Genomic DNA, 18,169 nt, shown 5'->3' with positions numbered 1-18,169 from the left:
TTTTTCGCATGAAATAAACTTATTTGATGCGAAAGTGTGATCGATGTGTAACCAGTGAGGTCAGTCTTTAACCTGCCGGGCCAGCTGACGAATGATCGACGCGGTAAGTCCCCAGACAAATTGTTGCTGATACCAGGATAAATACACCCGGTGGTGGATCCCTCTGCGATGAATATCCAGAGAGTGATAGCGGGCCAGATCGAACGCTTCCTGCAGCGGCATTTCGAACAGCTCTGCCACCTCGTCTTCCTGCGGGTGGAATGTCACATCCACCGGTAACAGGCCAATGACCGGGGTCACCTGAAACCCGCTGCTGCTGTCCTGCGGTGCCAGCGTGCCTAACACGTGCACCTGTTCGGGCGGGATTGCGACTTCTTCCTGCGCCTCGCGCAGCGCGGTGGCAATAATCGACGCGTCGGTGGCATCGGCTGCGCCGCCGGGAAACGCCACCTGGCCGGGGTGCTTGCGCAGGCTGTCTGATCGCCGGGTCAGCAAAATGGTCGGTTCTTCACGGCAAATAATGGGGATCAACACCGCGGCATGACGGGTTCCGCGCAAATGTTGTGCGGGCAGGCGCGGCTGCTGCAACTGAAAGCGCAGAATAAAATCTTCCACGGCGGGCGAAAATGCCTGCAAGGTCGGCTGTTGTTCCAGCAACGTCACGGCTGTACGTCTCCTAACTGTGGCAGGATGCGGGCAATTTTATCGAACGTCTCCTGATATTCGGCCTGTTCCTGACTGTCTGCAACGATGCCGCCGCCTGCCCAGCAGTAGATTTTCCCCTGCTCGGTAAGCAACGTGCGGATAGTGATATTGCTGTCCATGGTGCCGCAACAACTGAGGTAAGCAATACTGCCGCAGTAACCGTTTCGTCGCTGCGGCTCGAGTTCTTCGATGATTTCCATCGCGCGTACTTTCGGCGCACCGGTAATCGATCCGCCAGGGAAGCAGGCACGGAGCAGGGCGCTGGCGTGGCAGTCGTCGGGTAACTGCGCGGTAATGGTGCTGACCAGATGATGAACAGCCGGGAAAGGCTCGACCACAAACAGTTCGGGAACACGCACGGTGCCGGGCGTCGCTACGCGGCCGATGTCATTACGCAGTAAATCGACGATCATCAGATTTTCGGCCCGATCTTTTTCCGACGCGGCCAGACGTTCAGCCTGACGGGCATCTTCCTGCGGATCTTCACAGCGCGGCAACGTGCCTTTGATAGGGCGGGTCTGGATCTGCTTATTCCTCAGCCAGATAAAGCGTTCCGGCGAAAGGCTGAGCACGGCGTTTTCCGGCAAGCGCAGAAATGCCGAGAACGGCGCGCGGTTGGCCTGATTCAGCCGCAGGAAAGCCTGCCATTCATCTCCCTGATAATCAGTTGAAAAACGCTGCGCCAGATTGATCTGATAACAGTCACCGCTGTGAATATATTCCTGAATCTGGCGGAATTTCTCGCCGTATTCCCCGCGGCTCATGTTCGCCTGCCAGGGCGCATTCAGGCGAAAAGACGCGGTATTTACCGGCTGCGCATGCGCTTCGAGCCAGCGCAGACGTGCCTGCACATCGCCATGACAGACCAGCGTCAGACGTTGTAAATGATGATCGGCGATCAGCGCCCAGTCATAAATGCCGACGGCCATGTCCGGCAGATGAATATCGCGCTGTGCGATATCCGGCAGTGTCTCGACACGACGGCCTAAATCATAGCCAAACAGACCCAGCGCGCCGCCCTGAAAAGGAAAATCATCCGCGCTGGTTGCCTGTAATCCGCTGGCCGAAAGCTGCTCTTCCAGCAGGCTGAACGGATCTTCTTCCCGCGATGCCACGCTGCCGTTTTGCTCAACCAGGGTGACGTTGCCGCGCGTGGTCAGCGTTATCTGCGGATCCGCCACCAGAATGTCGAAGCGGTTATGCTGATGCTGTGCGGCACCCGAGTGCAGCAACATGGCCCAGGGCAACGCAGAAAGTGGCGCGAACAGCGTCAGCAAGGCATCTGGCTGATAGGGCAACGAATGATGAACAACGGAGTGAGCGGGTTGCATGGCGGGTTTCAGTTTCTCTGGCGCGATAAATGATGTAACAGACCTGTGATCCTAACATAGATCAGGCCCCCGGAAACCAGCGCAGGCGATTTGCGTGAATAAGGCGTATACTGTGCAACCCCGCAGCCTGCGGGTGTTGCTTCTCTCTTGCCTCATCCAACACGTACAACAGGAATTTCCTATGCTGACAGGTATGCCTTCACTTTCACATAACGAACAAGAACAGGCCGCCGATCGTATCCGCCAGTTAATGGAAAACGGCATGAGCAGCGGCGAAGCCATTGCCACCGTTGCGGCAGAAATCCGTGAAACGCATAAAGGCGATCGCGTGACCGTCATTTTTGATGACGAAGACGAATAACATTCGAACCTGAGACGCTTCATAAGAGCCGATCTCGTGATGAAAAAAAGCCGGACCCTGTACAGGTGTCCGGCTTTTTTTCGGGATGAACTGACTGAGATTAGCCTTTCACACTCACGGCGGCGGCGGCCAGCTTCGCCTGCGCGACGGCATCTTCCACATTTTCGGCAATGGCCAGCGCCACACCCAGACGGCGTTTACCGCTGATTTCCGGTTTACCGAACAGGCGGATCTGATTGTATCCGGTCAGTGCATTTTCCAGACCGCTGAAAGTCACGTTGTTACTGGTCAGTTCAGGCAGGATCACGGCAGAGGCGGAAGGGCCGAACTGGCGGATATTGCCCACCGGCAGGCCGAGGAAGGCGCGAACGTGCAGGGCAAACTCAGAGAGATCCTGAGAAATCAGCGTCACCATGCCGGTATCGTGCGGGCGCGGTGACACTTCGCTGAAGACCACGTCGTCGCCGCACACAAACAGTTCGACGCCAAACAGGCCTTTACCGCCCAGGGCTTTCACCACTTTTTCGGCGATGTCTTTCGCGCGCTGTAACGCCAGTTCGGTCATCTGCTGCGGCTGCCAGGATTCACGGTAATCCCCGTCTTCCTGACGATGGCCGATCGGCGCGCAGAAGTGGATGCCGTCAACGGCGCTGATGGTCAGCAGCGTGATTTCGAAATCAAATTTTACCAGCCCTTCAACAATCACGCGCCCGCCGCCAGCACGGCCGCCTTGCTGCGCATAATCCCATGCGGATTGCAGCTGGTCTGCGCCACGGATCAGGCTCTGGCCTTTACCGGAGGAGCTCATCACCGGTTTGATGATGCACGGGTAACCGATTGCGTCTACCGCCTGGCGGAAAGACGCTTCATCATCGGCAAACTGGTAGCTCGACGTTGGCAATTGCAGCGTCTCTGCGGCCAGGCGACGAATACCCTCGCGATTCATGGTCAGGCGCGTCGCTTCAGCGCAAGGCACCACGTTGTGACCCTGTTTTTCCAGTTCAACCAGCATGCTGGTGGCGATAGCTTCGATTTCCGGCACGATGAAATCAGGGCGTTCGCTTTCAATCACCTGTTTCAGGGCGTCGCCGTCCAGCATATTAATGACATGGCTGCGGTGAGCGACCTGCATCGCCGGTGCATCAGCGTAACGATCGACGGCGATCACTTCCAGGCCAAGACGCTGGCATTCGATCGCCACTTCTTTACCGAGTTCGCCAGAGCCTAACAACATGACGCGGGTGGCGCCGGTGCGCAGTGCAGTACCAATGGTTAACATAGCTTCGTACCCAGATCTGTGATGAAGAAAAATGAGAATTTCGGCGCGCAGTATATCTGAATTTATGCCATACGAAAACGATTGCGCCGCATCTTAAACGATTTCAGCGACGCAATCCGGCCAGGGCATGTGCGGATTTTTTCAGTCCGTTTTCTGCCGTTTAAGGCAGTCGGCGGGCGTCTCTGTTATCATTTAGCCAAACCATGGCGTCAGACCTTCTGCCGCTGCCCTGATTTTTGCCTCACATAAAGAGTTATCGCCTTGAGCACGCATTCCTTTTCAGCCCTGACATTGCCCGCTGAGCAACTTTCTAACCTGACCGAACTGGGTTATGCCGAAATGACCCCGATTCAGGCCGCTTCTCTGCCTGCCATCCTGCAAGGTCAGGACGTCCTGGCGAAAGCTAAAACCGGCAGCGGTAAAACGGCAGCCTTCGGTATCGGCCTGCTGAACAGCATCACCGTGGCACAGTTCTACGCGCAGGCGCTGGTGCTGTGTCCGACCCGTGAACTGGCGGATCAGGTCAGTAAAGAGTTACGTCGTCTGGCGCGATTCACCCAGAACATCAAAATCCTGACCCTGTGCGGCGGCCAGTCCATCGGGCCACAGCTGGAATCTCTGGTTCGTCAGCCACACATTGTTGTGGGCACGCCGGGCCGCATCCAGGAACATTTGCGTAAAGGCACCCTGAAACTGGATCAGCTGAAAGTGCTGGTGCTGGACGAAGCCGATCGCATGCTGGATATGGGCTTTAGCGAAGATATCGAAGATGTGGTCAGCTATACACCGCCAGCCCGTCAGACGCTGTTGTTCTCCGCGACCTATCCGGATGGCATCGAGCGCATCAGCTCTAAATTTCAGCGTCAGCCGCTGAAAGTCGAAATTGAAGGCGAGGAAGATGTTGCTGATATCAAGCAGGTCTTCATCGAAGCCGATAAACATCAGCGTTTGTCCCTGCTGGCGGCGGTGCTGTATCAGCATCAGCCGACGTCGTGTGTGGTGTTCTGTAATACCAAACGTGACTGCCAGGACGTGTGTGATGCACTTTCCGGTAAAGGCATCAGCGCACTGGCGCTGAACGGCGATCTGGAACAGCGCGACCGTGACCGCGTGCTGGTGCGTTTCTCTAACGGCAGCTGCCGCGTACTGGTGGCGACTGACGTGGCTGCGCGCGGGCTGGACATCAAAGATCTCGGTCTGGTCATCAACTACGAACTCTCTTTCGATCCTGAAGTGCACATTCACCGCGTCGGTCGTACAGGCCGTGCAGGCACCAGCGGTCTGGCGGTCAGTCTGGTGACGCCACAGGAGATGGTGCGGGTGCACGCGCTGGAAGATTATACCCGTCAGACCTTTACCTGGCAGCCCGCAGCGCAGGCGCTGGCAGCGACACCGGTGGCGCTCGATCCTGAGATGGCGACGCTGTGCATTGACGGGGGGCGTAAAGCCAAAATTCGTCCCGGCGATATCCTCGGTGCTCTGACCGGTGAAGCGGGTCTGACGGCTGCGGAAGTGGGTAAAATCGATATGTTCCCGATCCACGCTTACGTGGCTATCCGTCAGAAAAGCGCCAAAAAAGCGTTACAGCGTTTGCAGGAAGGTAAGATCAAAGGCAAAAACTGTAAGGCTATTATCTTGCGTTAACGGATTTTCATCCCGCTTTTGCGTTGCAGGTCTTATTGTTAATGTTGTGTTATTACCTTGTTGAGGATTATATTATCTGACGCAAGCGATGACCTTGTCAGTTGTAGGGATATGGATCCTGCAAGGTCAGTGATAACGATCGACAAAAAGCGGGAAGACGCACAATGAAAAAGATGATCACAGGCGTGGTAATAGCGTTAACAGGAATGAGCGGGATGAGTCAGATCGCGCTGGCCGCTGAACCTGAAGTCAGAACGGCGACGGTCGCACCTTGTTCCACCGCCAGCAAAGATGAGATTGCAGCGCTGGTTAAACGTGATTTCCTGCAAAACCGTATTCCGCGCTGGGATGCCGATAAGAAAACCCTCGGGACTTCCACACCGGTGGCGTGGGTCGTTCCGGACAGTATCAGCGGCGATAATGCCCGCTGGGAGATCCCGCTGAAAGTTCGTGGCGATCACACCGACAAAACTTATCAGGTGACGCTCAACTGTCAGCTTGGCGAAATCAGCTACAGCGCACCCGTTTAAGCATTTCCTGCGTCCGTTGCCAGCCAGCGGACGCATTATTCCTTTCTTTTCCGTCCCTTGGTTTCCCCGCATAAACCTGTCACTCTTACCACACCACTAAGAGGACAAAGAGATCCCGCGATGATGACACCTCCAAAGGCTGAAAAACGCCCTGAAACCCTGAGCGTACACGGCGATGAACGCGTCGATAATTATTACTGGTTGCGTGACGATGACCGCACCGACCCTCAGGTTCTGGCCTATCTGACCGCCGAAAATGCCTACACCGATCAGGCCATGCAGCCGCATCAGGCGCTGCGTGAAACCCTTTATGGCGAGATGGTGGCACGCATTGCCCAGCAGGATCATTCCGTTCCTTATATTAAACACGGTTTCCGTTATCAGACACGCTATGAGCCGGGCAACGAATACGCACTCTATCTTCGTCAACCTGCAGACGAGACGGAAAACTGGCGCACGTTGATCGACGGTAATGAACGCGCCAAAGACAGCGAGTTTTATACGCTGGGCGGGCTGGATATCAGCCGTGATAACAAACTGATGGCCGTTGCTGAAGATTTTCTGTCGCGCCGCCAGTACGACATCCGCATCAAAAATCTGGATGACGAAACCTGGACCGACGATCTGCTGAAAAACACTTCCGGCAGCAGCGAATGGGCCAACGATTCGCAGACGCTGTATTACGTGCGCAAACACAAAAAAACGCTGCTGCCGTATCAGGTTTATCGCCACGTTATCGGCACCGACCCGAAAACAGACAAACTGGTGTACGAAGAAAAAGACGACACCTTCTATGTGGGCCTGGATAAAACCACGTCAGAAAAATACATTCTGATCCATCTCGACAGCACCACCACCTCGGAGATTTTGCTGCTGGATGCCGACGATCCGCAGGCGACACCTCAGGTCTTTCTGTCGCGTCGGAAAGATCACGAATATGCACTCGATCATTACCTCGGCAAGTTTTATATCCGTTCTAATAAAGACGGTAAAAACTTTGGCCTGTATCAAAGTGACCGCGGTGAAGAGTCCGCCTGGCAGGCTTTGATTGCGCCGCGCGATGAAGTGATGCTCGAAGGTTTTAGCCTGTTTCGTGACTGGCTGGTCGTGGAAGAGCGTGAGCAGGGGCTGACACATCTGCGCCAGATCCACTGGCAGACCGGTGAGGAAAAGTCGCTGGCGTTTGACGACCCGACGTACACCACCTGGCTGGCCTATAACCCCGACCCGGACACCTCGCTGTTGCGCTATGGCTACTCTTCCATGACCACGCCGAGTACGTTATTTGAGTTGGATCTGGATACGCAGGAACGCACCTTACTCAAACAGCAGGAAGTGAAAGATTTTGATCCGGCGAACTATCGCAGTGAACGTGTTTGGGTCACTGCCCGCGACGGCGTGAAAGTACCGGTTTCACTGGTTTACCGCGCGGAGTTATTTAAGCCGCACCAGAATCCGCTGATGCTTTATGGCTACGGCTCCTACGGCAGCAGCATGGATCCGGCGTTTAGCGGCAGCCGCCTCAGCCTGTTAGATCGCGGTTTTGTTTTTGCTCTGGCGCATATTCGCGGCGGCGCAGAGCTCGGTCAGCAGTGGTATGACGACGGTAAACTGTTCAACAAACTGAATACCTTCAACGATTTCATCGACGTGACCAAAGAACTTATCGCTGAAGGTTATGGCGATGCGAAACAAGTGTACGCCATGGGGGGCAGCGCAGGCGGCTTGCTGATGGGCGCTATCATCAATCAGGCACCGGGGTTGTATCACGGCATCGTGGCGCAGGTTCCGTTTGTTGATGTGGTGACAACGATGCTGGATGAATCTATCCCGCTGACCACCGGCGAGTATGACGAGTGGGGTAACCCGAACGACAAAGCCTATTACGACTACATGCTGCAATACAGCCCGTACGATCAGGTGCGCGCCCAGGCATATCCGCACATGCTGGTCACCACCGGCCTGCATGATTCTCAGGTGCAATACTGGGAGCCGGCAAAGTGGGTGGCGAAACTGCGTGATGTGAAAACGGACAGCAACCAGCTTCTGATGCACACGGATATGGATTCCGGCCACGGCGGCAAATCTGGCCGTTTCAAAGCTTACGAAGATATCGCGTTGGAATACGCCTTTGTGCTGGCGCTGGCGGCAAAAAACTGAGCCTGCAAGTCCTGAAAAAATCCCATAAAAAAACCCGCGCTGAGCGGGTTTATTCTACGAAGTACATTGTTAAGCAGATGCTTTCTTGGCTTTTTTATCAGCCTTTTTTTCGGCAGGGGTTTTCAATGGCTTTTTCTTCGCATTCTTTTTGCTATCCATTCCTTTACTCATGATTGCCTCTCTTTAAAGCTGGTGGATTGGGTTGCCCGTCTATTTAGTGCCAAATTGGCTCAGGTTGCAAGTCCCTTCTTGTTTCTGACAGGACTTTACAGTCATGCCTTGCGGTTCATCACCGGGAGTTCCTGAAGAAATTGCGTGATAAGTATGCGAACAGCATACAAAAATTCGATTTTGATGCAGAACAACTTGTCGTTGGCTGGCCGATGCGCTGTTATTGAGTTGTAAAAACATCTATCAATACTCTGGCCAAATAGAACAGGAAATGTCATGCCAAAATTAAAAGGGTTGTATCCTCCGTGTGAGGCTTATGCCAGCGGCTTGCTCGATACCGGCGATGGTCACAAGGTTTACTGGGAGCGCAGCGGAAACCCGAAAGGCAAGCCGGCTGTCTTTATTCACGGCGGGCCGGGCGGCGGCTGTTCATCGGTACATCGCCAGCTGTTTGATCCCAATGATTATGACGTCATGCTGTTTGATCAGCGTGGCTGCGGGCGCTCCACACCCCATGCGAGCCTAGACAACAACACCACATGGCATCTGGTTGAAGATATTGAGCGTCTGCGAAAGCTGGCGGGCGTGGAAAAATGGCTGGTCTTCGGTGGCTCGTGGGGTTCCACGTTGGCACTGGCTTACGCCCAGACCCATCCCGAACACGTCAGTGAAATGGTGTTGCGCGGTATTTTCACCATGCGCAAACAGGAGCTGACCTGGTATTACCAGGACGGCGCGTCGCGATTCTTCCCTGAAAAATGGCAGCGTATCCTCTCTATTTTATCCGAGGAAGAACGCAAGGATGTTATCGCCGCTTATCACGCACGCCTGACATCCAGCGATCGCGCAGTGCAGCTCGAGGCTGCAAAAATCTGGAGCTTGTGGGAAGGGGAGACGGTCACGCTTCTGCCTGCGGAAGGTTCGGCGTCATTTGGTGAGGATAACTTTGCGCTGGCCTTCGCCCGCATCGAGAACCATTACTTCACGCATCTTGGCTTTTTAGACAGTGATGACCAGTTGATACGTAACGTTGACCGTATCCGGCATATCCCGGCGGTGATCGTACATGGTCGCTATGATATGGCCTGTCAGGTGCAAAACGCCTGGGACCTGGCGAAAGCCTGGCCGGAAGCTGAACTTCATATTATCGAAGGGGCAGGGCACTCATTTGATGAGCCTGGGATCCTCGATCAGCTGATTCGTACCAACCAGCAATTCGCCACCCGCCGGTAATCGCTTTCCCCTCCCGTTTGCCTAAAGCTGCGTTACTTTTGCTTCGGTTCATAAGGTAAACGGGAGAATTTATGGGATTCCCCGCGATAATGCATCACACGCTCACGAAAGTAGGTGCGCAGATGTTCAGGCTGTTGCCGTTCTACCATTTCTGCCACAACGGGCATGTTGTAACGCTCTTTGAAAGCGACCGCTGAAGCCGCCAGATCGATGTTAATCCGATCCATCTCATCTTTACTGATTTCTGCCAGATTGATACTCATTGCAACCTCCCGTGCATCTCATTTGCGCGCATTGTACCCGAGCACATCGTCGGGGTGAACGTCGTTGCCTCACTTTTATGTTCCGCTCAAAAATCCATTTTCGTTAAATGCAATTTAAGTAAATAAGAACTATTCAGGTTATGGAAGTGATAATTATATTCATCAACATGCTTTTAATTAATTTCGCGAATAGGAATGATTCTTTTTAATATACATTTAGTTGTGAATGGTTATCATTATTGGATATTTACGATAAAAATAAGTACATATATATCAATGAATTATTTTTAAATGTTGCCTGTATGGATAATAATGTGAATTGGCTGTTCTTATTTTGTATTGATACGGGCATAATGCGGGTAAATAAACACATCCGCCTGCCTTAATTATTTTATGGAGCCGCATCATGCTTAAAAAAGAAATGATCGATCAGCTTAATGAACAGCTGAACCTTGAATTTTATTCAGCCAATTTATATTTGCAGATGAGTGCATGGTGCAGTGACAAAGGCTACGAAGGCGCGGCAGCGTTTCTGAAAAAGCACTCGATGGAAGAAATGGATCACATGCACCGCCTGTTCAAATATGTCAGTGATACAGGTGCATTGCCGCTGCTGGGCGCTATCGCCGCACCGCCGGTCAGCTTCGAATCCCTGTCTGATCTGTTCATGCAGACCTATGAGCATGAGCAGTTGATCACACAAAAAATTAACGAACTGGCCGATCTGGCGATGACGCTGAAAGACTATTCTTCCTTCCACTTCCTGCAATGGTATGTGGCAGAGCAGCATGAAGAAGAAACCTTGTTCAAATCTGTTCTCGATAAGCTGGCTCTGGTCAGCAACACCGGCAACGGCTTGTTCTTTGTCGATAAAGATCTTAAAACCATGGCGGCACAAGCCCCGGCCGTATAAACCCGGTTTGTGATGGTCATAAAACGCAGAATGCTCCGGCTTCTGCGTTTTTTTATGCATTTATGACAAACGTTTTACATGGGATTGCGATAAAGTGGCGGCGTTATAAATTCATCATTACGCAAGCCAAGGAACTATCGTGTTGAAAAAAACCTCCTCTCTTTGCCGTGCCATGGCAGTCTCAGCCGTATTGCTGAGCGGATTTATCTCACAGCAAGCCCTCGCGCATGCACATCTTAAAACCCAAACTCCCGCTGCGAACGCCGTTCTGACTGCCAGCCCGACCGAACTCTCTCTTGGGTTCAGTGAAGGTATCGAACCGAACTTCAGCAAAATCACCCTGGCAGACGCCGCCAAAAAAGCTGTTAAAACCGGCGCGATGACACTGGCTGCCAATGACAATACCCAGGCAGTCGTTCCTCTGCCTGATGCGTTGACATCCGGCAAATATACGGTGTCGTGGAACGTGGTGTCAGTTGACGGTCATAAAACCCACGGTAACTACAGTTTTACCGTTAAATAAGTTATGAGCCTGACTGCACTGTTCGTCCTGTGCCGGTTTGCCCACTTTGCGTCGCTGATGCAAATTTTCGGGTTGAGTGTGTTTTGCTCCCTGCTGGCGCCTGCCGGCTTTTCGGGGATGTTACTGCAAAGAAATCAGACCCTGATGATGTGGTCCGGCGTGGTCGCCGCGATCACCTCTGTCGGAATGCTGGCGATTCAGGCTGCGCTGATGGGCAATGGCTGGAGTGATGGCCTGAACCTGAATGTCTGGTTGCTGGTGCTGACCACCACTTTTGGCGAAGTATGGCGCTGGCACTTGTTGCTGACTGCTGCGCTGCTGCTGGTGTTACTGATGGACTGGCTTCCGGTTCGCAACCTGCTGGTATTTCTGTGCTCGCTTGGCCTGCTGCTCAGTCAGGCGCTGATAGGCCATGCCGCCATGCATCAGGGGTTATTAGGGCTGGTGCAGCGCCTCAATCATATGGTTCATCTGCTTAGCGCCGCCTACTGGTTTGGTTGTTTGCTCCCGCTGCTGACATGCATGTTCTACGCCCGAAAACCTGAAGTCCGGCCTTACGCTATTGCCACGCTTATCCGCTTTTCGACTTGGGGCCACGCGGCAGTCGCGCTGGTGATACTGACCGGCATCGCCAACACTGCCATTATCCTGCAACGCTGGCCGACGGATATGACGTCGCTTTACCAGTGTCTGCTTGAGATCAAAATCGTGCTGGTTGGCATAATGGCCGCCGTCGCCGTATATAACCGTTATCATCTGGTACCACTGATGAGCAAAGAACCCGAGCAGGCCGAACGACGTTTTGTGCTGATGACCCGGATAGAATGGGCTCTGGCGTTGATCGTTCTGCTGCTGGTGAGCCTTTTTGCTACGCTGGCACCGCGCTGAAACAGTTATTAATAACGTATTAAGAATAAAATTATTACCGAGGAAATATCATGAGGAAATCACTGCTTGCCTGCGTATTGCTGACCTTGTCCGCCAGCAGTCTGGCCGCGCCACAACTGGAAACCGTCAGCCGTTTACAATACGGCAAGGCATGGGCTTTCACCCGGGAAGAGGTGATGCTGCAGTGCCGTCCCGGCCATGCGTTATATGTGATTAACGACAGCACACTGGCGCAATATCCATTGAACGATGTGGCGAAAGAACAGGTGAAAAATCGTCAGGTTCAGGCGGTTCCGCTTGAAAAAATCTGGCTTGATGACCCGCAGAATCCGGGACAAAAAATGAGCCTCGCGCCATTTATCACCAAAGCGGAATCACTCTGCTGAGTTGCTGTGCGGCTAATAAGTGACTGTTGTTAAACTCATGCTTTGCGAATGTTGTCACATAATGAAAATAATACAGCATTGTTATTATCACTATGTTACGAGTTGAGTGGAAAATAGTCAGCTGTCGGCTATCCTTTACATTGTACGGCTTAGCAGCCTGCATTAATGCCAACTTTTAGCGCACGGCTCTCTCCCAAGAGCCATTTCCCTAGACCGAATATAGGAATCGTATTCGGTCTTTTTTTTGTTGATTTTTAAAATCAATAACTTACATTTAAAACAAGCACTTACCTCAATTCTACTTACCCTCAATGTTACTCATTTGGATTCCCCATCGCCATTTTATCGCCACTGATTTGAGCCAGCGGATTCATGTAAATTGCGTCTTCCAGGTGATCGGGAGCGAAGTGTGCGTAACGCATCGTGACGCGGATATCGGAGTGCCCGAGGATGCGCTGTAACACGATGATGTTGCCGCCGGCCATCATGAAGTGACTGGCAAACGTGTGCCTTAGAACGTGCGTCATCTGACCTTCCGGCAATTCGATTCCCGCCAGCCTGATCACCCGATAGAACTGCTTATAGCAGGGCGCTAAGGGCACACCTTTTCGAGCGATCAGCTCGTCATACAGCGGGCGGGCGAGGGGAACGGTACGGTTCTTTTTACCTTTGGTATTGATGAAAGTGAGTTTGTAAGGGGAGATCTGCGAGCTTTTGATTTTGGCTGCCTCGTTCCAGCGTGCGCCGGTCGAAAGACAGAGTTTAACGATCAGCGTTAATTCATCATTCCCATGCTCTTCACAGGCAGCCATGAGCCGCAAAATTTGTTCCTGGTTCAGCCATGCCATTTCGCGTTCCGGCTGATCAAACTCGCGGATATTCTCGAGAGGGTTTGGCAGCGACCATTCCCCCAGGCGTTTCAGCTCGTTGAACACCGCCCGCAGGAAAGCGTGCTCACAGTTCACCGTGCCGGTCGAAACCTTACGGGTCGCCAGACTGGTACTGTAGCCATTATCAATCTCACCGCGCAGCCGCTGATCTCGATAATGCGCCCAGTCTCTCGGCGTGATGGTACTGGCTATCGGGTCACCCATTCCCGCGCTGATAATCTTCAGTTTGCCCAGCCGTCCCTTTTTATCATTCAGAGAGCAGCCGTGCAGGCTGTACCAGAGATCGACCAGTTCGCTCAGCTTCCGCCGGTCTTCCTTCTCACCCAGCCACGGTTTGTTCTTTGCTTGATCCATGGTGTAAGTTTCAAAGGCAACGGCTTCACCTTTGGTATCAAACTGCCTGCGGCATCGCTTACCTCCACTCCCGTTCGGGTAGCACTCACATAACCATTTACCGTTAGACAGCTTTCTTACACTCATCACATCCTCCTTTTGAGAATGCGAATTTTACTGTATATAAAAACAGTGTAAATGTTTGATTTAGTCAGTCGTATACATGGAAAGGGATTAATTCACTGAATCTATAAAAGTAAAAACCCGCTTTCGCGGGCTTCGTCTCAGTGCATTTGCAACGACTGCTGGCTATGTTTATCCGGATGCAGCAGCACGGCATGAACGGTTCCTGGCTCGACAATAATATCAGCGATCGTTTCATGAGTTTTGAACGTGCAGCTGCAATTGATATTCTGACACTGGTGATAACGCTCTTTGGTATTAGTGCTGAGGTAACGGCTTGAACGGGCGTGAGCTGCGTGCTGGCATTTGGGGCAATGCATCATAATAATCACCATATAATCATTTAAATCAGATTCAATCATTGTATGTTATTTCGAAAATCATACACTCGCTATTACAGTGTTTTACATTAAACAAAGAGGTTGCAGTGGGCGTCGAATTTCATATCACACGTGCTGAGTTCTGGGCTGATAATGAAGATAGTCAGATTTCCAGCGAAGAATGGTTGAATGTTGTTAATACCGATCCTGAGTTTTCCATTTATGAGCCAAGTGGTGAGTTCTTTGCATTATGGTCTGGTGAAAGCGCTTATCCAGAATCATGGCTTGAGTGGTGTAATGGCAATATCTCAACGAAATGGCCTGATACAGCCTTGTATTTGAAAATGCTTCAAGTCGCTAAAGTTCTAAATGCGAAAGTTATGGATGATGATGGTACCGAATACTCTTCACCGGGTGAGTGGGTGTTTACACCAAAATCTTGACAAAAGAACGAGGCGCTAATACGCCTCGCCACTTTCCGATGCCTCATAACTTACATCTGACAACAACACCTCCAGTTCCAACCCGGTCGTATATCCGCCATTGTTCAGGCTGTGCGTGACCTTGCTGATTATCCATGGCTGTGCGTCGATCACTGCTTTAAAGCCTGACACCGCCAGTGGGGTTTCGGGGAACAGGTCGGCACGTCCGCGAGCCAGTGAGATAGAGAACTGTGCGACGCCACGCTGTAGCTTGTCCCATTTGGCCTGTGCTGCCCGCATGGCGGCCTTCTGCGTGGCGTAGACCGTCGTTAGCGCAAACACGTTTTCATCACTGCCCGCCAAATATTCACCTTCTTTCGCCTCCGGCACTTTTTGTGCTTTCGCCGTGGTCTTTTTAGCCGCCGGATGTTGTAGGGCGCGCAGGTGCTTTTCTTTTTTCTTCCGCTGTACCTTTACCCTTTTGGGCTTTGGTTCTTTGGTATGCAGCCAGGTGGCCGAGACGCCGGTGTAAGCATCGCGGTCTGCAATATTGAACGTATGGCCGTCGCCGTCGCTGCGGGTCAGCGTCATTTGCGGGATCGGTTTGCCACTGGCGGTGAGGGCTGAGCCTGGCTTAATAAAAATCAGTTTCCCGGCCTTGATGGCGACAACCCCGCCGTTCAGCTCGGCCAGACGGGTGATAAAAGCCGCGTCGGTTTCCTGCGTCTGGTCGATGTGCGAAACCTTCACACCCTTGAGCGACTCGGCGACGGCGGGCTGGAGACTGTTTCGCGCCGCGACGGCGGAGGCTATCGCCTCCAGCGTTGTATCGTGATATGAGTTATCGCGGCGGGAATTCAGGCTGCCGCGATAGTCGGCGCTGCGGGCGCGCAGCGTCAGCGTATCCGGCGCGCCCCTATGCTCCACTTCATCCACCGTAAACTCACCCTTATGGAACAGCGCATGACCTTTCCAGCCCAGAAAGACGCTCAGCACCGCGCCGCGCGGGGGCATCTGCATCAGCCCGTCCGCGTCATTCAGTTCGATGTCGAGCTGGTCAGCCTCAAAGCCGCGGTTGTCGGTCAGCGACAGCGAAATAAGTCGCCTGCTGATATCAGCGGTGATGTCTGAACCGGCGAGTTTAACCATATAGTCCGGCGCAATCTGTGCGCCGTTATCCATTGCGATTGTAGGCATCATGACAGCAGCCCGCCTGCATACTTCTGCGCGTTGCTGGCAATGCCGCCCGCCTGAGTTTTGATGTCGCCGAACATGGCGGTCAGGCTTTCGTCCACCCGCTTGAGGCTCAGCGTAAACTCAATTTTGCGGGCGGCACCGTTAGCGAAAAACTCTGAATGTTCATCACTGAGGCTTTCCACCACGAACATCCCGTAAATCGCACCGTTGCCGCCAATCAGCGACCAGGCGCGGCCTTGGTCGGCCATCAGGCGCAGCGCGTCCAGGCTCAGCCTGCCGCCGGTAATTTCCGGCAGCAGCGTGCCGGTCAGGGTGATTTTTTCATCCCCTTGGCCGAGAAACTGCGGCGCGGCGCGCAGGCCGATCCGGTCATTGGTCGGCCAGCGGTATTCCGCCGAGCGTTGCAAACTCTGATAGGGCAGGGTTTGCAGCATAAACACGAACATTCCCAAAGCCAGCATCATAGAAACCCCCTTAGCCGTAATTCATTGAGCTGCGCGCCGCAGAACGCTGGCGGCGCATGTAATCTTCAAATAAACGCATTGCCTCGGCGGCGACGTCCTTCGCACTTTGTCCGGGCGCGGCGTAGACGTTGAAAGTGGGGGCGGCAGCCGGAGCCTGATTACGCATCAGCGCCGCCGTATCCCGACGCCCCGTGACGCTCACCGGACCGCGTACCAGCTCCGCGCCGTTCTCGCCCACAATGCCGACTTCACCAGCGGCAATGTCGCCGCCTTTATCGAACATGCCCGCATAGCCGTAAGCTTCGCCGCCGGTGCCGTAAAACTGCGCAGGGGAAGAAAGTCCTTCCGCCGGTTTCGGCAGGCTATTGCTGACGCTCACCGAAATGGTTTTATCGCCGTCCGATTTCATCCAGTCCGGCAGAAAATCCGTCATGCTGGAAAGCTTGTCTTTCAGCGCCTGCCACTTCGCGGCAATTCCGTCCATCAGCGCGGTGATCATGTTGCTGCCCGCCTCTTTAAATTTGCCTGGCAGGCTTTTCACCACGTCGATAATCTTCTGCCCAAAGGATTTGAGATAATCGACAAAGGCGGTAAATCCGGTTTTTGCCCCGTCTCTAATGCCCGTCCAGACCGCCGCGAACTTATCCGATAATCCCTGCACACCGGCAACGATGCTATTCCAGGTGCCGGTCAGCCAGTCGGTGATGGTTGCCCAGGCTTCGGTCGTCCAGGCGGCAATCGCGTCCCACATTTTTTTAAACTTCGGCTCCAGCGTGCTCCAGTTCGCCCAGATATAAATCGCCGCCATCGCGACCAGTGCGACCACGGCCAGCAGCGGGTTTGCCATCGCGGCGCGTCCCATCCACAGCAGCGCGGTGCCCACGCCTTTCAGTGCCATGCCGATATAACCCAGACCTTTCACGACCGGACCGACCACCACGCCCAGCACGCCGAGGCCGACAACCAGGCTCGTCACCGCCAGCGCTGACTTAACGATAGTGCCGGTCAGCTTCGGGTTGGCCTTCACCCATTTGCCCACGTTGCCGAGCCAGTCAGTCGCGGATTGCGTCAGTTTTCGCAGGCTGGAATCCTGTTTATCGAAGGTCTCAATCTGCAAATCCTCAAACGCGGACTGCATGTTTTTCAAGTCACCGTCGAGGTTATCAGTCTGCACTTTCGCGACCGACGCCGCCGAACCCCGTGAGTTTTCCAACGCGGTTTTCTTTTCGGTCAGCCTGCCGTTGCCTGCGGCCTCCACCAGCTTCACCGCGCCTTTCATCGCCTCTTCACCGAAGATCACTTTCAGGTATTCGGCCTGCTGCGCCGTCCCGAGCTTGTTCCTTTTGAATGAGGCGTTGATGTCGGTGAGGATTTTCTGAACAGGCAGCATGTTGCCTTTCTTATCCCGCGTGCTGATCCCCAGCTCCTTCAGCGCCGCCGGTGACTGCCCCGTCGGTGCCTGCAACCGGCTAAACATCGCGCTGGCACCGGTGCCCGCCATACTGCCTTTGATGCCGTTATCCGCCAGCACGCCGAGCATCGCGGTAGTGTCTTCGATACTGGCACCCGCCGCCTGGGCGATAGGTGCCACGTATTTCATCGCCTCGCCCAGCTCAATCAGGTTGGTGTTCGAGCTGGTAAACCCTTTGGTCATCACGTCAGAGACGCGCTTAATCTGATCCATTGGGATGTTGAACGCCGACTGCATGTTAGTGACGATGTCGGCGGCGTCGGCGATATCAATCCCCGAAGCCAGCGACAGGTTCACCGTGGATTCGGTTGAGCTGAGAATGGAGTCGGCGCTATAACCGGAGCGGGCAAGTACGCCCTGCGTGCGCGCAACGTCCATCGGAGAAAATGCCGTACTTCCGCCGATGTCGCGCGCCTGCTGCCGGATAGCCGCCAGCTTTTTGTCGGTTTTATCCAGCCCGAGGATCGCCTGTGTGCCGGACATCTCTTTATCAAAAGTGATG

General features: G+C 53.6%; 19 protein-coding genes. 10 read left to right on the top strand and 9 right to left on the bottom strand.

Annotation, left to right across the window (positions count from 1 at the left end):
- Window positions 1-60 precede the first annotated feature (60 nt).
- Together ED901_RS08660 and pabB are read right to left on the bottom strand one after the other, a co-directional pair.
- The gene (locus ED901_RS08660) at window positions 61-663 is read right to left on the bottom strand and encodes a CoA pyrophosphatase (RefSeq protein ID WP_056778920.1); all 603 of its coding nucleotides are present in this window, start codon (window positions 661-663) and stop codon (window positions 61-63) included.
- Window positions 660-2,036, bottom strand: coding sequence for an aminodeoxychorismate synthase component 1 (gene pabB, locus ED901_RS08655; protein WP_122095657.1), 1,377 nt, complete (start codon window positions 2,034-2,036; stop codon window positions 660-662). The genes ED901_RS08660 and pabB overlap by 4 nt, the downstream gene beginning before the upstream one ends.
- A 181-nt stretch (window positions 2,037-2,217) precedes the next feature.
- Between pabB and ED901_RS08650 the strand changes: the two genes are divergently transcribed.
- A complete protein-coding gene (locus ED901_RS08650; protein WP_056778924.1) occupies window positions 2,218-2,397 on the top strand; it encodes a YoaH family protein in 180 nt (59 codons plus the stop codon).
- 100 nt (window positions 2,398-2,497) lie between these two features.
- Here ED901_RS08650 and purT read toward each other — a convergent pair whose 3' ends face one another.
- On the bottom strand, window positions 2,498-3,676 hold the full coding sequence (gene purT / locus ED901_RS08645) for a formate-dependent phosphoribosylglycinamide formyltransferase (protein WP_122095656.1): 1,179 nt from the start codon (window positions 3,674-3,676) through the stop codon (window positions 2,498-2,500).
- A gap of 261 nt (window positions 3,677-3,937) precedes the next feature.
- On the opposite strand from purT, the gene dbpA reads away from it, so the two are divergent.
- The 4 genes from dbpA to pip all read left to right on the top strand — a co-directional run bounded on the left by dbpA (window position 3,938) and on the right by pip (window position 9,414).
- A complete protein-coding gene (gene dbpA / locus ED901_RS08640; protein WP_122095655.1) occupies window positions 3,938-5,320 on the top strand; it encodes an ATP-dependent RNA helicase DbpA in 1,383 nt (460 codons plus the stop codon).
- A gap of 164 nt (window positions 5,321-5,484) precedes the next feature.
- A complete protein-coding gene (gene yebF / locus ED901_RS08635) occupies window positions 5,485-5,850 on the top strand; it encodes a protein YebF (RefSeq protein ID WP_122095654.1) in 366 nt (121 codons plus the stop codon).
- Between the two features lie 120 nt (window positions 5,851-5,970).
- Complete coding sequence (locus ED901_RS08630; RefSeq protein WP_122095653.1) at window positions 5,971-8,010, top strand: S9 family peptidase; 2,040 nt, start codon at window positions 5,971-5,973, stop codon at window positions 8,008-8,010.
- 447 nt (window positions 8,011-8,457) lie between these two features.
- Window positions 8,458-9,414, top strand: a complete 957-nt coding sequence (gene pip / locus ED901_RS08625) for a prolyl aminopeptidase (RefSeq protein ID WP_122095652.1) — start codon at window positions 8,458-8,460, stop codon at window positions 9,412-9,414.
- Window positions 9,415-9,446: 32 nt separating this feature from the next.
- On the opposite strand, the gene ED901_RS08620 is transcribed toward pip, so the two are convergent.
- On the bottom strand, window positions 9,447-9,677 hold the full coding sequence (locus ED901_RS08620) for a DNA polymerase III subunit theta (RefSeq protein WP_056778941.1): 231 nt from the start codon (window positions 9,675-9,677) through the stop codon (window positions 9,447-9,449).
- Between the two features lie 406 nt (window positions 9,678-10,083).
- On the opposite strand from ED901_RS08620, the gene ftnA reads away from it, so the two are divergent.
- From ftnA to ED901_RS08600, 4 genes are all read left to right on the top strand, one after another.
- Entirely contained in the window at window positions 10,084-10,590 is a 507-nt protein-coding gene (gene ftnA, locus ED901_RS08615; protein WP_056778943.1) for a non-heme ferritin, read from the top strand.
- A gap of 136 nt (window positions 10,591-10,726) precedes the next feature.
- On the top strand, window positions 10,727-11,113 hold the full coding sequence (gene copC, locus ED901_RS08610; RefSeq protein WP_205965095.1) for a copper homeostasis periplasmic binding protein CopC: 387 nt from the start codon (window positions 10,727-10,729) through the stop codon (window positions 11,111-11,113).
- Between the two features lie 3 nt (window positions 11,114-11,116).
- The gene (gene copD / locus ED901_RS08605; RefSeq protein ID WP_122095650.1) at window positions 11,117-12,001 is read left to right on the top strand and encodes a copper homeostasis membrane protein CopD; all 885 of its coding nucleotides are present in this window, start codon (window positions 11,117-11,119) and stop codon (window positions 11,999-12,001) included.
- Window positions 12,002-12,048: 47 nt separating this feature from the next.
- Window positions 12,049-12,387 (top strand): YebY family protein, encoded by a 339-nt coding sequence (locus ED901_RS08600; RefSeq protein WP_235533464.1) that lies wholly within the window; start codon window positions 12,049-12,051, stop codon window positions 12,385-12,387.
- A 314-nt stretch (window positions 12,388-12,701) separates the two neighbouring features.
- On the opposite strand, the gene ED901_RS08595 is transcribed toward ED901_RS08600, so the two are convergent.
- Window positions 12,702-13,757, bottom strand: coding sequence for a tyrosine-type recombinase/integrase (locus ED901_RS08595; RefSeq protein ID WP_122095649.1), 1,056 nt, complete (start codon window positions 13,755-13,757; stop codon window positions 12,702-12,704).
- 137 nt (window positions 13,758-13,894) lie between these two features.
- On the bottom strand, window positions 13,895-14,116 hold the full coding sequence (locus ED901_RS08590) for a DNA-binding transcriptional regulator (RefSeq protein ID WP_112168840.1): 222 nt from the start codon (window positions 14,114-14,116) through the stop codon (window positions 13,895-13,897).
- Between the two features lie 104 nt (window positions 14,117-14,220).
- Between ED901_RS08590 and ED901_RS08585 the strand changes: the two genes are divergently transcribed.
- Complete coding sequence (locus ED901_RS08585; RefSeq protein WP_122096094.1) at window positions 14,221-14,556, top strand: hypothetical protein; 336 nt, start codon at window positions 14,221-14,223, stop codon at window positions 14,554-14,556.
- Between the two features lie 15 nt (window positions 14,557-14,571).
- On the opposite strand, the gene ED901_RS08580 is transcribed toward ED901_RS08585, so the two are convergent.
- From ED901_RS08580 to ED901_RS08570, 3 genes are all read right to left on the bottom strand, one after another.
- The gene (locus tag ED901_RS08580; protein ID WP_122095648.1) at window positions 14,572-15,735 is read right to left on the bottom strand and encodes a phage late control D family protein; all 1,164 of its coding nucleotides are present in this window, start codon (window positions 15,733-15,735) and stop codon (window positions 14,572-14,574) included.
- Entirely contained in the window at window positions 15,732-16,196 is a 465-nt protein-coding gene (locus ED901_RS08575) for a phage tail protein (protein ID WP_122095647.1), read from the bottom strand. Before ED901_RS08575 ends, ED901_RS08580 begins: the two co-directional genes overlap by 4 nt.
- A 10-nt stretch (window positions 16,197-16,206) precedes the next feature.
- Window positions 16,207-18,169 (bottom strand): phage tail tape measure protein (locus ED901_RS08570; RefSeq protein ID WP_122095646.1); only part of this gene is annotated, 1,963 nt, incomplete at its 5' end.

It is taken from the genome of Rahnella sp. Larv3_ips (assembly GCF_003697865.1).
Classification (GTDB): Bacteria; Pseudomonadota; Gammaproteobacteria; order Enterobacterales; family Enterobacteriaceae; genus Rahnella; species Rahnella rivi.
The sequence above is the reverse complement of the archived record's forward strand: the minus strand, read 5'-3'. Positions and strand labels throughout refer to the sequence as shown.